The sequence below is a fragment of the Solitalea lacus genome (assembly GCF_022014595.1).
GTDB lineage: Bacteria > Bacteroidota > Bacteroidia > Sphingobacteriales > Sphingobacteriaceae > Solitalea > Solitalea lacus.
In genome coordinates, this window is record NZ_CP091740.1 from 2581790 (window position 1) to 2597165 (window position 15376).

General features: G+C 38.8%; 11 protein-coding genes. 3 read left to right on the top strand and 8 right to left on the bottom strand.

What is annotated here, in order from left to right; all coding sequences use genetic code 11:
* Positions 1 to 73: 73 nt before the first annotated feature.
* Positions 74 to 946 (top strand): C1 family peptidase, encoded by an 873-nt coding sequence (locus L2B55_RS10960; protein ID WP_237845504.1) that lies wholly within the window; start codon positions 74 to 76, stop codon positions 944 to 946.
* A gap of 54 nt (positions 947 to 1000) precedes the next feature.
* On the opposite strand, the gene L2B55_RS10965 is transcribed toward L2B55_RS10960, so the two are convergent.
* Complete coding sequence (locus L2B55_RS10965; RefSeq protein ID WP_237845505.1) at positions 1001 to 2929, bottom strand: AAA domain-containing protein; 1929 nt, start codon at positions 2927 to 2929, stop codon at positions 1001 to 1003.
* 94 nt (positions 2930 to 3023) lie between these two features.
* Here L2B55_RS10965 and map point away from each other — a divergent pair, with 94 nt between their 5' ends.
* The gene (map, locus tag L2B55_RS10970; protein ID WP_237845507.1) at positions 3024 to 3788 is read left to right on the top strand and encodes a type I methionyl aminopeptidase; all 765 of its coding nucleotides are present in this window, start codon (positions 3024 to 3026) and stop codon (positions 3786 to 3788) included.
* A gap of 42 nt (positions 3789 to 3830) precedes the next feature.
* Here map and L2B55_RS10975 read toward each other — a convergent pair whose 3' ends face one another.
* Positions 3831 to 4691: a hypothetical protein gene (locus L2B55_RS10975; RefSeq protein ID WP_237845508.1), complete on the bottom strand. Its 861-nt coding sequence runs from the start codon at positions 4689 to 4691 to the stop codon at positions 3831 to 3833.
* A gap of 97 nt (positions 4692 to 4788) precedes the next feature.
* The gene (locus tag L2B55_RS10980) at positions 4789 to 5682 is read right to left on the bottom strand and encodes a hypothetical protein (protein WP_237845509.1); all 894 of its coding nucleotides are present in this window, start codon (positions 5680 to 5682) and stop codon (positions 4789 to 4791) included.
* A gap of 255 nt (positions 5683 to 5937) precedes the next feature.
* On the opposite strand from L2B55_RS10980, the gene mutS reads away from it, so the two are divergent.
* A complete protein-coding gene (gene mutS, locus L2B55_RS10985; RefSeq protein WP_237845511.1) occupies positions 5938 to 8559 on the top strand; it encodes a DNA mismatch repair protein MutS in 2622 nt (873 codons plus the stop codon).
* A gap of 104 nt (positions 8560 to 8663) precedes the next feature.
* Here the strand turns inward: mutS and L2B55_RS10990 are convergent, their stop codons facing one another.
* The 5 genes from L2B55_RS10990 to L2B55_RS11010 all read right to left on the bottom strand — a co-directional run bounded on the left by L2B55_RS10990 (position 8664) and on the right by L2B55_RS11010 (position 15312).
* Positions 8664 to 9287: an outer membrane beta-barrel protein gene (locus tag L2B55_RS10990; RefSeq protein WP_237845512.1), complete on the bottom strand. Its 624-nt coding sequence runs from the start codon at positions 9285 to 9287 to the stop codon at positions 8664 to 8666.
* A gap of 181 nt (positions 9288 to 9468) precedes the next feature.
* Positions 9469 to 10032 carry a DUF3575 domain-containing protein gene (locus L2B55_RS10995; RefSeq protein WP_237845513.1) on the bottom strand — a complete coding sequence of 188 codons (564 nt, stop codon included), beginning with the start codon at positions 10030 to 10032 and terminating at the stop codon, positions 9469 to 9471.
* Between the two features lie 275 nt (positions 10033 to 10307).
* On the bottom strand, positions 10308 to 11714 hold the full coding sequence (gene ltrA / locus L2B55_RS11000; protein WP_237845515.1) for a group II intron reverse transcriptase/maturase: 1407 nt from the start codon (positions 11712 to 11714) through the stop codon (positions 10308 to 10310).
* Positions 11715 to 12437: 723 nt separating this feature from the next.
* The gene (locus L2B55_RS11005) at positions 12438 to 13517 is read right to left on the bottom strand and encodes an IS110 family RNA-guided transposase (protein ID WP_237845150.1); all 1080 of its coding nucleotides are present in this window, start codon (positions 13515 to 13517) and stop codon (positions 12438 to 12440) included.
* Positions 13518 to 13767: 250 nt separating this feature from the next.
* The gene (locus L2B55_RS11010) at positions 13768 to 15312 is read right to left on the bottom strand and encodes a M20/M25/M40 family metallo-hydrolase (RefSeq protein WP_237845517.1); all 1545 of its coding nucleotides are present in this window, start codon (positions 15310 to 15312) and stop codon (positions 13768 to 13770) included.
* Positions 15313 to 15376: the final 64 nt, after the last annotated feature.

The window sequence follows — 15376 nt, forward strand, 5'->3', positions numbered from 1 at the left end:
AGACATTGTTTTTAACAATCAAGGAAGCCGAAAATTGTTTAGAGTAGGCGTAAGATCAATCCAATCTTTTAAAATGAAAAGAAGTATTTATTTACTAAGTGTAGCAGTAGCGTTACTTACTGTTGCTTCTTGTCGCAAAGAGAGCGACACAGTTAATCAACAAGTAAACCAAACTGATCATGTGTTAGGTTTACTATTTCAAACTAAGGAAAAGTATAACAGTTTTCCGAAAGTAGATGTAAATGCGATAAGAAAGCAATATGTGGAAAGCGAAAACGCAACAGAAGCTGTTCCTACTAGTTATTTTATTGACATGCCGACCCCGGGTGATCAAAAGAGTGAATCATCGTGCACATCATGGGCAACTGCCTATGCTGCAGCAAGTTCATTCGAGCATAATTTCGATGGTATGAATTACCCTCAGGCTTACAGAAGCCCATCTTATGTTTACAATCAAATTGTTCAAGGTAATTGCGGTTGGGGAACTTATTTTTCTGATAATTTAAATATTTTAAAAAATCAAGGAGCATGCAGCCTTAATGAAATGCCTTATACTGATGGTGTTTGCAATTTACAGCCGACTTCTCAACAAGCACAGGCAGCTAGTACACATAAGATTAGTAACTGGGGAACAGTTAATTGGAGAAATCTTACTGATGTAAAAACATTAGTGAGCTCAAAAGTTCCAGTGTTGCTTGGATTTATGGTGGATGACAGTTTTTATGACATGGGTAAAACCGGTTGGGTTTGGAAAAGGAAATCAGGCAGACAATACGGAGGACATGCTGTAGCAATAATGGGTTATGATGACGCTAAGCAGGCCTTTAAAGTGCAAAATTCATGGGGTACAGGCTGGGGCCTAGGAGGTTACTTTTGGATTGATTATGCTTTGTTAAGTGCAGGAGCAGCAACTCCTGTTTATGAAGCTTATGTAGCGTACAATTAATTAAGAAATAAAATTTATTTTATATAAGGCTGTCCTTGTTAAAGGGGGCAGCTTTTATTGTAAATAATTTAACTCCCAGGCACTTTGATAAGCATTATTTGCTTGTACATAAGTTAAAAAGTCAGCATAAAATGAATGTGAAGACAACGTTGCACTATCTCCAATTACAAGCAGTTTCTTTTTTGCCCGGGTAAGGGCAACATTCATCCGACGAGTATCGGCCAAAAAGCCAATTTCATTCTTGCCGTTGCTTCTAACCAAACTAATGGCAATCAAGTCACATTCCTGCCCTTGGAAACCATCAACTGTATTAAAACTTATCTTGTCTTTTAGTAATGTCAGGTTATCAAAGTTCATCGATTGTTCTGCCAGATAACCTACCTGAGCTTTGTAAGGAGAAATAACACCGACTCGTTTAAGGTTCTCCCAAGCCCTCTCATCAACGATGCTTAATTGCTGTAAAAAGTCGTTTAAATAATTCAGCAGCAAATTCCCTTCTTCCGGATTACATGCACTCCGTCCATTCTCTGTTTTCTCATCAAAACCGCAACCTGCGGTATCAATAAATAGGAAGGGAGTTTCATCATTAATTCCAAGAGTTCGGGTTGCAACCGATTCACAGGCAGCGAGCTTACCATTATAAAACTGCTGGTTTGAAAACTCCATAATGGATTGATTCATCCTGTATTGAACCTTCAAAAGCGTATCAACTTTTTGTCGTGAAATCACCTTTTCAAACAACGTCACATTTAAACCTTGTTTACCTGCTTCATATGATTTAACAGTAGGAGGGAGCTGATGATGATCACCGGCCATTATTACTCGCTCGGCTTTCATAAGCGGAATCCAACAAGCCGGCTCCAAGGCTTGAGCAGCTTCATCGATAAAAACGGTTTTGAAGGTTCGCTCACGCAACAAGGGGTTATTTGCACCAACAAGTGTACATGCTATTACATTGGCTTGCGAAAGAATATCACTAACAATGTAATCTTCAAGCTTTAAGGCCTCTTGCTTTAACGATCGAGCCTCATTAAACAATAACTGACGTTGTTTGCTTTCTTCCTTTCCAAAATTCCGTTTGTACTTAAAAGCCATGCTTCTGAATTCCTCAGCTTTTTTCCGCAAGTTTTTAATATCTCCGAAATATTCATGCTGGGTAATCTTATTATCGATCACCAAATCCGCAAGATGCTCTCCAACTCGCGCCGGATGGCCAATCCTAACAACATTCAAACCTTTTTCTGAAAGCCTTTCACACAACAAATCTACAGCAGTATTACTGGGTGCAGTTACCAGAACTTGTTTCTCGTTCTTGGCAATTAAATTGATGGCCTCAATAAAGGTTGTGGTTTTACCGGTACCAGGAGGACCGTGTACAATAGCAACATCCACCGCATTTAGCATATTGCCGATGGACTCATTCTGAGATTGATTAAGATTTCCAAAGGATGGGATTGGATGATCTCCAGAAAATCTGGCCGGCACATGCCCCAGTAATAGTTCTCTTAATTCAGCCAAACGGTTATTTTGAGCATCAGCTACTAACCGCAAAGTGTCATCCATCTCTTTGTATGAAGTTTCATCAAAGAGCAGATCAACACCAATTTTCCCGTCGTTAATCCATTCGGGAAGTTCGTCAGCGTTAAGATATATACGTAATCGATCCTTTAAGGCTGTGCCTATAACACCTTCAATTCGCTGTTTGGCTGCCTGATTATTTACATTGCAAAATAAAGATGCACGTTTTCCTGATTGTAATTGATGGTCTTTTTCTTTTGCAGAGGTGCGTTCTAGCTCCACAAATACCTGCTCACCCCGCCCGTAACCTGTTTGTGTAATTTTAACCGGATACCAACTACTGCCGTTTCTAACACGCTCACTAATTTCAGATTCCACAACAAACTTTCGGTATTGTTGTAAATCTTCTTCCTTCTCTATTTTAAGTACTTTTCGTAAGTGCTTTAACTCTTCAGCAGCGGTCATCCTGTTATTTTTACAAAACGCAAAGATGCTCAATTACTTTGAAAGTGAACATAAATAGGGTAGTTTTGGATCATATTTACTTAAATATCCTAAAATGATTATTAAAACTGACCAGGAGCTAGAGGGAATGAAGCGTGCAAGTCAAGCAGTAGCCTTAACACTTAAGGAAATGCAAGCCTTGGCTAAACCAGGTATGAGCACGAAAGAGCTGGATGAATTCGGAGCTGAAATGTTAGCTAAATTCGGAGCCAAATCAGCACCAAAATTAAGTTATAATTTCCCTGGACACACCTGTATTTGCGTTAATCATGAAGCAGCCCATGGCATTCCTTCTGAGAAAACAATTCTGCAGGAAGGCGATTTGATCAATATTGATGTTTCGGCTGAACTTAATGGTTTTTGGTCAGACAATGGAGGTTCTTTTGTGTTAGGTAAAGATATTCACATTCATCAGCCACTGGTGAATGCGTCCAAAGAAATTCTACAGAAAGCCATCAGTCAAATTAAGGGAGGCGTTAGAATTTCTGATATTGGATTATTAATTGAAACTGAAGCTAAAAAACGTGGATTTAAAGTAATTAAAAACCTTACCGGACATGGTATTGGCAGGAGTTTACATGAAGAGCCTAGTGAAATTGCCAATTATTGCGACAAAAACAACACTGCTCGTTTTAGAAAGAACTCAGTTGTAGCTATTGAAACATTTATTTCAACCCAGTCAACCTTTACAACCGAGTTAGAAGATGGCTGGACTATGGTTGGTAATTTGGGTGGTTTTGTTGCCCAGCATGAACATACCATATTGATTTCTGATAATGCTCCGATACTCCTGACTGAACAAAACGGTATTTTCTCATAAAAAATACCAGTTAATATTTAACCGGCATTCTTATTTTTTTAGTTATCCCTTTTGGGGAACTCTCTTAAATGTAAAATACACGTAAGTATTAATTTTTTCACCCAAAGTGGTGCCGGGCTCAAAGCGTATTTTGTTTTCTACAAAATGTTTAATGTATTTAAATGTATTGGGTAAAATTTCTTCTGTTCCTCCCCAAGCCATAAGCCCCACATCAAATGAACCTATCTTACCATTTTCACGGAGGATAAATTTGCCGGAATACAAATGCTCATGCTGAGTGTTTGCGTTAATCTCAGTAATCTTAAACTCAATACGTCCATCTGAAGCAGTTGCTGTGTCAATTCTCACTTCATTTGAAAGTGGCTTTGCCAAAGGAAACTTATCTGCAGTAAAGAAATACTCTGGTGATTTTTTACATGAATCACTTAACTTTTTCAAAAACAAGGTATCCTTAGCTGTCAATTCCTGCAACTTTGTTAACTGATTTTTGCTAATCTTTTTGAAAACTTTTTCAGTTACAAAAAACAAATGATGTGGTTTATTGATCGAGTCTCCTTTGTTTGGAATATATTGAAGAACTAATGTATCCGTTTTCAGTTTTACGATACGATACTTATACTTATCCCATTTAATAATGGAATCAGGACGAACGAAAATGCTCTTAAAATAATCTTTTGGTGTTTTAACCGTCGCAAAGCCTTTATCATCTACAAACATCATCCAATCAGCTTTATAACGCTCACCATAAGTGCTGTAAAGACCACCTTCAAGATTGGTTCGGTTTATTTCAACCCAATTATTATTTAATTTCTTTCTGAAGTCAGCCTCTTTCTCTTCGTATTTAGAAGAACAAGAAGCTCCAAAGAACAATAAGATAATCAGCGTTATACCCAAATTTTTCATGGTGCCGAAAATAAGCCAAATACTTCTGACTTAAAAATTGTAAAGATTAGAAGATATATTCCTGAGTTTTTAAAACCAGGAATTGATACTGAGAAAATTAACTATTGGTCTTTGGTAAGCGCACATAGGTAAAATATACATAAGAATTATGTTTTACGCCCAAGGTTGTTGCCGGTTCAAACTTTACTTTGCTTTCAACTACATGCTTAATATAGTTAAAAGTGCTGGGCAATATTATTTCATCATCCCACATAGTCATCAAGCCTACATCAAAGGCTGCAATTTTGCCGTTTTCCCGAACAATAAATCTTCCTGAGTAAGCATGCGAATAACGAGTATTTGAGTCCCAATCGTAAATAAAGAATTCAATATTATTTTTGGGTCCATCAAAGCCCATAGAAAACAAGGCCGTATCTATTTTAATATCACTCGACAAAGAAGTGGCATGGGGGAGTTTTTCTCCAATAAAATGAAACGTAGGAACTCTTCGGCACGAATCGCTTAGCCGCCTTAAAAATAAGGTATCATTCTTAGTCAACTGTTTGAGCTTACTCAACTGTTCAGGTTGAGATTTATTGAAAAGGTTACTACTTATAAATAACAAACGATGTGATTTATTAATCGTATTTCGCAATGAAGGATTATACTGCAATACTAATGTATCCTGATTTACTTTAATAATTCTGTATTGGAATTGGTTCCATTGCAAAATGGAATCATTGGTAATTTTAATCTTACTAAAAATTTCATGAGAGGCCACCTTACAAGTTGCAAAACCTAAGGAATCAATTTTTAAATTCCAATCAGGCGTATAACGTTCTCCTATACTGCTATAAAGGCCATCCATAATATTACTGCGCTTTATTTCTACCCAATTATTATTAAGTAATTTTTTAAAAGCTAATTGCCGTTCAGAATATTGATGGGTACAAGCAAGTGTAAATAATACCAAAATGAAGATTGATAATCTTGGTTTCGATAGATGTTTCATAAATAAAATACAATGTTAAAATAGGTAACCCTGTTTAGTTGTATGGTTTTAAAAAAACCATAAGAACAAATAGACCTTAGATATTTGTTATGTTAATTTTCATTTAGTAGAACTCAATATTACAATATATTAAGAGTAATATCAAAATAATAGATGGTAGAATTTAAGGTTGCGATAGCTAACAAATTGTTAAAAACTACACATTGTCTAAATAGATAAACCTCCTTATTTTCGCCTTCTTAAACTGCAATTAACTTGGCAAAAAGTAAAGACGGAAAAGAAACGCCTTTAATGGCACAATACAACCAGATAAAAGGAAAATATCCTGGTGCTATTTTGTTGTTTCGTGTTGGAGATTTTTATGAGACCTTTGGAGAGGATGCAATAAAAGCTTCCGAAATTTTGGGCATAACCCTTACCAAAAGAGCTAATGGAGCTGCTTCACACATTGAACTGGCAGGGTTTCCACATCACTCGCTCGATACTTACTTACCCAAACTGGTTCGTGCCGGCCAACGTGTGGCCATTTGTGACCAACTGGAAGATCCTAAAACCGTTAAAACTATTGTAAAACGGGGTGTTACCGAAATGGTTTCGCCAGGAGTAGCATACAATGATACCATCCTGAACAATAAAGTCAATAACTACCTGGCGGCCGTTCATTTTGACAAGGATATCATGGGTATTGCCTTATTGGATATTTCTACGGGAGAGTTCTTAACCGCACAGGGTGATGCCGATTATATCGATAAACTACTCCAAAGTTTCCGACCAACTGAAGTTATTTTTGCTAAACCCAAAGGCAGAGAATTTGTCAATTTATTTGGAGACAAATTTTACACTTTTGGATTGGATGAATGGGTATTTGGTTTTGACTATGCTCATGAAACACTTTTAAAGCACTTCGGAACCGTTTCTTTAAAAGGTTTCGGTATTGAAAACCTGCATCATGGAATTGTTGCAGCCGGAGCCTGTTTGCATTATATTTTTGAGGCAGAACATCGTAATGTACAGCATATTGCTCAAATATCTCGGATTGAAGAAGAGCGTTATGTTTGGTTAGATCGTTTTACTATCCGCAATTTGGAATTAGTTTACTCTCCAAACGAAGGAGCAACACCGTTAATTTCAGTTCTAGATCAAACCAGCACTCCAATGGGTGCCCGTTTATTACGCAAATGGATGGTAATGCCTTTAAAAGAGAAGGTTTTAATTGAGGAGCGATTGAAAGTGGTTGAACATTTGGTAAACCAACCCGAACTTGGTGCAGAACTTCAATCAAAATTAAAGCCTATTGGAGATTTGGAGCGCTTGATATCTAAAGTAGCCCTTCAAAAAGCCAATCCCCGGGAACTGGTGCAATTGGGCAGGGCTTTAACGGCTATTGCAGAAGTAAAATCCATAGCTGAAAACGCACAACAAGAAAGTCTTCAAAAAATTGCCGATCAATTAAATCCTTGCAAACTGATCAGGGAGAAAATAGAAAAAGAATTGAATCCTGAACCTCCTGCATTGCTGCAAAAAGGAGGAGTAATTGCTCAAGGGGTGCATGAAGAACTTGATCAATTACGCAAAATTGCTTTCAGTGGAAAAGATTACCTGTTGGATATGCAGCGCCGGGAAAGTGAAAACACAGGTATTCCTTCTTTAAAAATTGCCTTCAACAACGTATTTGGTTATTATTTAGAGGTAACCAATGCCCATAAAGATAAAGTACCTGCCGAATGGATCCGCAAGCAAACGCTGGTTAACGCCGAAAGATACATTACCCCTGAACTTAAGGAATATGAAGATCAGATTTTAGGGGCTGAGGAAAAAATAAGTGCTCTGGAAAATAAGCTATACTGTGATATATTACTGAGCATGGCCGAATACATAAGGCCGATACAGGTAAACGCTTTATTGATTGCTCAGCTCGATGTGTTGCTAAGTTTTGCCATAACTGCTACCAAAAACAATTATTGTCTGCCCCAAATGGTTGAGGATAATGTAATTGACATTAAGTCCGGCCGACACCCAGTAATTGAAAAAAGCCTGCCATTAGGCGAGGAATATATTCCAAATGATGTTTTGCTGGATGACGAACAGCAACAAATCATTATGATTACCGGACCGAATATGGCCGGTAAATCCGCATTGCTTCGTCAAACAGCGTTGATTGTCCTTATGGCTCAAATTGGCAGTTTTGTTCCGGCTAAAGCTGCCCGTTTAGGCATCACCGATAAAATATTCACTAGGGTAGGAGCTTCAGACAACCTATCGTCTGGTGAATCAACCTTTATGGTGGAAATGAATGAAACAGCCAGCATTCTGAACAACCTTTCGAATAGAAGTTTAGTGTTGCTAGATGAAATTGGACGCGGTACCAGTACTTATGATGGAATTTCCATTGCCTGGTCAATTGCAGAGTACATACATAACGATCCCAAATCAAGAGCCAAAACCCTGTTTGCCACTCACTATCATGAGCTTAATGAAATGGAGACTCAATTTGAAAGGATCAAAAACTTCAACGTTTCGATCAAAGAAATTGATAATAAGGTCATCTTTTTAAGAAAATTAGTTCCGGGAGGAAGCGAACACAGCTTTGGTATTCATGTGGCTCGTATGGCTGGAATGCCTCCAAAAGTAATTAAAAAGGCGGAAGAGGTTTTACGCAAATTGGAAGAGGAACGCAGTTCGGACGAAGGAACGGCAAGCATTAAAAACGGAGTGAAAAAACTTAAAAAGTCTGACAATATGCAGCTGAATATTTTTTCTCTGGATGATCCGATTTTGATAAAAATCCGGGATTCATTAACTGATCTTGATGTAAATGTGCTTACACCTGTTGAAGCTTTACTAAAACTGAACGAAATACAGAAACTGATAAAATAGCCCTGAGTGGCAAGAATTCCAACATCCTTTTAAATAAAGAGCGTTCATGTTTATCATTAACGCTCTTTCTATTTCACCACTACTAAAACTTAATACTCTTTTATCTAATAAATAATAAAATTCAATCCTAGATTAATAATATCATACCTTCGTTGGGGCAAGATTTGTACTTCTGAAAAAGTTCTATCTTTTAGGTTCCCGAAATCATAATTCAAAGAAACTCCAAAGCCAAAATTATTATTAACAATGTATTCATAACCTGTACCTATTGAATACCCCATTCCATTGCCTTTTTGATTAGTTTTAGATGTCGGTATATAAAAACACCAGCCTAAACTTGCCTTTAAATAAACAGGCCACCTTAATGGATATGTTTGTAATAAAAATGCAGTATTGATCAACATATCGGTAGCCGCATTTGAAGGACTTCTATTTCCATCAAAACTTAAAAAGGGTCTGCTTGAAAGATTCCAACCGTTAAATTCAACACCTGTCAGCAAAAATTGGCTTACTGCATATCCGCCCTTTAAGTTAATACCAAATTTGCCTGATCGCTGTGCTGTATCCTTAGTAAAAGAGGATTTTAAAAAACCAGGTCCAACTCCTCCCGATGCCCACCAGCCATGCCTTATATACCTGAGGTCCTTCTGGGCAAATACATTGAGCGAAAATAGTAATAGACCGATTAATACAATTAGAAGATGTTTTACTTCAGTTAAGATGTTCATTTGGAGGTAAATATTAGAATATGAGAAAAATACAGAAAATTTTATGCCAGTATTACAAATGAGTAAGAGTGAAAATTAAAAAGCAAAGGCTTATAACCTTTGCTTTAAATTGTTGGTTGGTATAATTGTAAAGAAAAGTGCCGATAATACTTTCCGCCTCCTCAAGTGAAGTTACTTTTTCTTAGAATCCTAATCCTAACGAAACGCCAAAGCGTAAAGTAAAGCCTTTAAAGCGGTTAGCACCCTGAATATCAAAAGCGTCATTGCCCTCAGTTTTAGCACTTCCAGAGTTAAATGCAGGACCGCCAAAAATGTCTAAAGCGAATTTACCCCAAACCCATTGACGACCAATTACTGCACCACCACCGAAAGTATTCAATGTTGACTTAATCTCAGATTGGTTACCAATTTCGTCAAAAGAAGGACTTGTTATTTTCAAGTTTTGATAACGCAGGAATGGAGCTACATAGAAACCTTGAATTGCAGTTGCGCTTTGTCCTAAGTGGATTCTGTACTCAGGAGTAATACCAAAACCACTCCATTTGGTATCTGTAATTGAATAACCAGTGTAGTAACCGCCTAATTGAAAACTTGACTTTTCTCCGGCAGCTCTTTCATAAGAAATGTTAATTGTTGATACACCAATTGAAAGTGGGTTAACTTTAATTGCATTCTTAGGACCATCTTGTGCCATTGCTGCTCCAGCCATAAATAAGGCCGCCACTAATGCGTAGATTTTTTTCATAAAATAAATAGATAAATAGTTTTTTGTTCGCAGCAAACATAAATCAAAAATTCATAAAAGGAATATTTAATAACTATAAATTAAAAATACTGACTAATTTGTCGGCATAACCAAACAATTTACCTGATAATCAACATGTAAGTATCAAACCATGTCTTCAAATATTCATCCACTTGACCTTTATAGTTAAAATTAATCGAGTAGGAAGATAGGGATTATTTCCCTATCTGTCCTCTCACACCACCGTACGTACGGTTCTCGTATACGGCGGTTTCTTAATTTACACAACGCAATTTTTGATAGTAGTCAGCAAAGAACAGATAGCCCGATTGCTTAAGACGTTCGTTGGTGATACTTCTGCTAAGGATTTGGCTATTAGCTGTACGCCAGTAGCTTTTCCTCGTATTGCCGTATTCCATTGCCTTGTTTTTCGGGATACCCAGTTTTATCAGGTTCCTAATTCGGGTTTTGATACTTTTCCATTGTTTCCATATCAATGACCTGATTCTTCTTCGATACCATTCATCTATGCGTTCCAACAATCCTTTCATGTCTGCCAGCTGAAAGTAATTAAGCCAGCCTGTGATGTACCGTCTTATTGCTTCCTTTCGGCGTTCATTGCCCCATCCGTTGCTCCGTGAGGTCAGTTCTCGGATTTTGTCTTTCATCTTTTCAACACTTTTCTTATGGGTGCGCATTTTGCAACCATTTTTGTTGAAATAAAATCCATACCCCAAGAACTTAACATCCTTGACGTGTGCAACTGTGGTTTTCTCTCTATTTACTTTCAGATAAAGCTTTTGTTCGATATAGTTTGTAAGGCTGACAAGCACTCTTTCAGCAGCTCGGCGGCTTTTACAGAATACCATACAGTCGTCAGCGTATCTGACAAAACGATGTCCTCTTTCCTTTAGTTCCTTGTCCAGTTCGTTGAGCATTACATTGCTCAACAGCGGACTTAGGTTTCCTCCTTGCGGAACTCCCATCGATGTCTCTTGAAATTCCCCCTGTATCATTACGCCTGCTTTTAGGTATTTATGTATCAATGATACTACCCTGCCATCAGGGATGGTTCGGGATAAAATCTCTATCAGCTTGCTTTGGTTAACAGTATCGAAGAATTTTTCCAGATCCATGTCCACAACGTAACGATAACCGTCGTTTGCGTTGGTTTGGCACTGCTTTATGGCTTGATGAGCACTGCGTTTTGGACGGAAGCCGTAACTGTTGGGCGAGAATTGTCGTTCGTAAATAGGTGTTAATTGTTGGGTGATTGCCTGTTGAATGACTCTTTCCACTACTGTAGGTATGCCTAAAGCTCGCTTTTTGCCGTTCTCTTTGGATATCTCGACCCTACGAACGGCTTGCGGTTTATACCGCCCATTTTGTAGTGAGTCAAGCAGTTCTTCTCGATGGGATTGTAAGTAGGGCAAAAGCTTTTCCACATTCATCCCATCAACCCCGCCTGTTCCATTGTTACGCTTAACTTGTTTGTAGGCCGCATTAAGGTTGGATGGCGAGAGTATATACTCTAAAAGTTGGGCTTGTTGCCCTTGCGTTGTGTTGGTGTTTCCTTTTTCAGTCATCCATAGATATGTCTGCCCTCCAGAGCCTGATTCGGTTTCCGACCTATTTCCGCTCTGCCAGGTGTCTTGCTCCGTTTTCTGCTTTCTACCATTCATACAGTAACCTTCATTTGATGCTCACCTCTTAAGATTCGACCCTTCCCCTGCTAACTCGTAGCAGCGTACTTTGATCTCTGCTGATTTCTGACAGCAATTGTTAGCCGTGTTTCATACTGCTTGTTTCCGCACGTCTGCCAGACCTCCCGTGGTAAACCTATACACTTTCTCCCCATGTAACCGCCTTATTTACACTCCAGTATCCGGGTAGTTATTGGACTTCGATTTGTATTGCAACCTCATCCTGCTGGATATGCCTGATAGGGTTCGTGTTCCTCGGTTCAGGGATTTGCCTCAAGCTTCCTTCTATGTTGTAAAGCAAGAGATCTGGAAGTTTTTTTAATGATTACCTTTGTGATATAAATCCGAAGAGGAAGTGGGCGCTGCTGGAGAGCAACTCACCAGCAATAGGATTTATGACGGTGAATATAGCTTTGAAGCCCCACAATGACAGGGGCTTTTTTGCTGTATTCATTGTCCTAAATGGCTAAAGAAAACTCTCTTGCCCTGAATCTTCAGACACACCTGTCTTTTCAATGAACTAAAAGCCTATAAAAACATCCTTCTATTAGCAGAACCGGTAAATCGGGCTGCAATGCCGTGTTTAATTTTTTATAGATAGTGAGCTGTAGCCTTCAGATAGCAGATACAGAATGACCAGCACTGCAGGAAGCGTGTTATCAGTCTCAGATTAAAAGGATGTTTTTATATGGCGTTTTAGTTTTATTTAACCACTGCACACTCATATTCTTGTTTGTTTATTAATACATACCTGATTCTGTTGAGTAATTTCCGGGCTATTCTTACGATGGCCTTATTCGGTTCCATTCGCCGGCAATACTCATGAAAACTTTTAGTCAGTGCCGGATCCAGGCGTGCGGCTACCCATGCACTTTCAATCAGGGCGCTGCGCAGCACGCTATGCCCCCGTCGGGTGATAGTACCGGCTAGTTCTTTTTCCCCACTTGAATGCGTCGAGGGGATGAGTCCTATAAAACTGCAGAGTTGATCCGTGTTTTTAAACCGGTTAATCGTCTCCAGCTCGGTTAATAAGGTCATGGCCGTTAATAATCCGATGCCAGGGATACTTCGCAGTAAAGCGATGGCTTCCTGGTAAGTACCTGTTTTTGATAGCTCTAGTAAATGCCGGGTGAGTTGCAATACAGAGGCTCTCAAATGTTTCGCTTCTAAAATCATGGCCTGCAGGGCCGTTTTACTACTCTGCTCAGCCATAGCGATGCTTTCCAGCCAATCAACAAAAGGTTTCGACCAGTGGGACTGTTTTTTGGTGAAGGGCGCAGGTAGTTCAATGCCATGAAAGTACAGGAACGATTTTACCCGGTTTTTATACCGGGCAAGGTCCTTGGTCAGTATGGACCGGGTGCGAACTAAACAACGGTCCTCTAGGGTTTTACTGGAAGGAACATAAATCGGGATTAAGGCGCCACTTCTTAATGAGTGTGCGATTTTACGGCTATCCCTGGAATCCTCTTTTTGCACTTTTTCTTTATCGGTGGTGGGAATATCGGCAGGATTGACCACGATGGAGTGAATGCCCAGAGCCTCCAAGCGGTTATGGATCCAGTAGCCGCAGAAGCCTGCTTCGTAGGCGGAATGATAGGTGCCGCCGGGGAAATTCTGCCGGAGATACTGGTGTAATACTTCGGGTTTAGGTGGCTGCGAAAAGGTTTTATGGGTGAGCAGTTCAGTCATAACGGTAACCTGCCAGCTTTTTAAGTGCACGTCAAAACCAACATAAATGTTTTGACCGCTAAAATCTAATTGATTAACTTGTGGTTGCATAAGTTCCAGTGTTATAAAATTTTAGGGGTTCTTTCTTAAATTTACATAACTTCCTGGAACTTATTCCTTTACAAACATACGGCCTTCAGATTCCGCTTCGCAGCGGACACCCTTGCTCTTGGCTAATGGTTGGTAACTACCGACCCCCATAGAGGACTTGCACCTCCTAGTTTATAGATATGCACGGCACACAATGCAAAAGGCCCAAAAGAGTTGCTCCTCTGGGCCTTATAACTATAATGAATTAATCTTAGTTCGAAATCGTTTTTCTTGGCATCTTGTTTTCCCTTATTGCTGTATTATAAACAAATGAAGCCATAATAACAGATGCTTGTTTTAGATCTTCAGCCTGTAAACGGTCATAAGTATCCATATTGGTATGATGGGTTCTGGTGTCGTAATCAATTTCATCTTGAATAAACTGAAAACCAGGAAGGCCGATACCATCAAATGATAAATGATCAGTTCCCCCGGTATTACTTAGAGTAACAGTATTGGCCCCTAAGTTAGTAAATGGTGTAAACCATTGTTCAAAAATGGGTTTAACATCTTTATTACCCTGGGTATAAATACCACGAATTTTACCGGTTCCGTTGTCAAGGTTATAATAAGCAGAAAGCTTTTCATGCTCAGGTAATAATGCCATGGTTGCTTTATCTCCAAAGTGTTGCTTTACATACCCTCTTGAGCCAAACAAACCTTGTTCTTCTGATGACCATAATGCAATTCGTATTGTACGTTTTGGTTTTAGATTTAACGCTTTAATAATCCTTACCGTTTCCATTACAACAGCTGTACCGGCAGCGTTATCCGTTGCGCCAGTTGCAGCAAACCATGAATCAATATGTGCACCTAACATTACCACTTCATTTTTCAATTTAGGGTCAGTACCGGGTATTTCGGCAATCACGTTATATCCTTTAACGTCCTCATCTACAAACCTAGTTTTAGTATCAATTTCAAGCTCAACCGGAATATTTGCTTTCAACAGGCGTATCATCCGCATGTAGTGTTCGGCAGTGATTTCCATTTCGGGAACAACAGGTTTTGCATCAACAGCGTAGGGTGCACCATTGCTAGTAAAATAGGTACCGTTATTTCCACGACCATTACTAATGACCAAAGCAGCACCTTCTGTCAAACAAAACTCTCTGAACTTACCCATCATGGCGCCGCGAGCTCTGAACTCCTGAATCTGCTTAGGGGAGAAAGTATCTTTTTTAGCCGGATTTTCATCTGAATATGAAGCCATTTTAACTAAATCCTCATCGGTATAACGTTTAGCATCAGCTTCAAATCCAGTCTTTATAGAGCTTGGAATATCCATAATGACAATTTTGTTTTTCAGCTTGCCGGCATAATTTACAAAATCACTATCCGATTTAAATTTAACTAATTCAACACTTCCTTTAATTGACTTATTAGTACCGTTTGTCCAAGCACGAGGAGTGCCCAACAACTGTTGATAGTAAGGCTTAGTCATGGCAATATAGCTCTTCTCTATCTCCCAGCCTCGACCAAAATCGCCCCAAGCTTCTTTATGCGGATTTAACAATCCCCATTGCTTAAATTGAGCAATAGCCCAATTCTGTGCATTTTTTAAACCGTTTGAATTGGAAAGCCTTGGGCCGGAAACATCTGTTAGATAAAAGGCTATATCCATTACCTGGGAGTTATTTAAGCCTTCATTTCTTATTTTTTCGATTACATCAAAATCGATTTTTTCATCTTGAGCAAATGCCGATGATATACTGGCAACGAACAAGTAAAAGGATAATTTGTAAACTTTCTTCATATTTAATAGAATCTTATTTTTTAAATATAAAGAAAAAGAAAACTTTCTTTCGTAAAATTCATCC

Bases quoted from the DNA above. Each gene is read 5' to 3' on its own strand.
- L2B55_RS10990 (WP_237845512.1), bottom strand. From the start codon at position 9,287: ATGAACATCTTAACTGAAGTAAAACATCTTCTAATTGTATTAATCGGT.
- ltrA (WP_237845515.1), bottom strand. From the start codon at position 11,714: ATGAATGGTAGAAAGCAGAAAACGGAGCAAGACACCTGGCAGAGCGGA.
- L2B55_RS11010 (WP_237845517.1), bottom strand. From the start codon at position 15,312: ATGAAGAAAGTTTACAAATTATCCTTTTACTTGTTCGTTGCCAGTATA.
- map (WP_237845507.1), top strand. From the start codon at position 3,024: ATGATTATTAAAACTGACCAGGAGCTAGAGGGAATGAAGCGTGCAAGT.
- L2B55_RS10965 (WP_237845505.1), bottom strand. From the start codon at position 2,929: ATGACCGCTGCTGAAGAGTTAAAGCACTTACGAAAAGTACTTAAAATA.
- L2B55_RS10975 (WP_237845508.1), bottom strand. From the start codon at position 4,691: ATGAAAAATTTGGGTATAACGCTGATTATCTTATTGTTCTTTGGAGCT.
- L2B55_RS10995 (WP_237845513.1), bottom strand. From the start codon at position 10,032: ATGAAAAAAATCTACGCATTAGTGGCGGCCTTATTTATGGCTGGAGCA.
- L2B55_RS10960 (WP_237845504.1), top strand. From the start codon at position 74: ATGAAAAGAAGTATTTATTTACTAAGTGTAGCAGTAGCGTTACTTACT.
- L2B55_RS10980 (WP_237845509.1), bottom strand. From the start codon at position 5,682: ATGAAACATCTATCGAAACCAAGATTATCAATCTTCATTTTGGTATTA.
- L2B55_RS11005 (WP_237845150.1), bottom strand. From the start codon at position 13,517: ATGCAACCACAAGTTAATCAATTAGATTTTAGCGGTCAAAACATTTAT.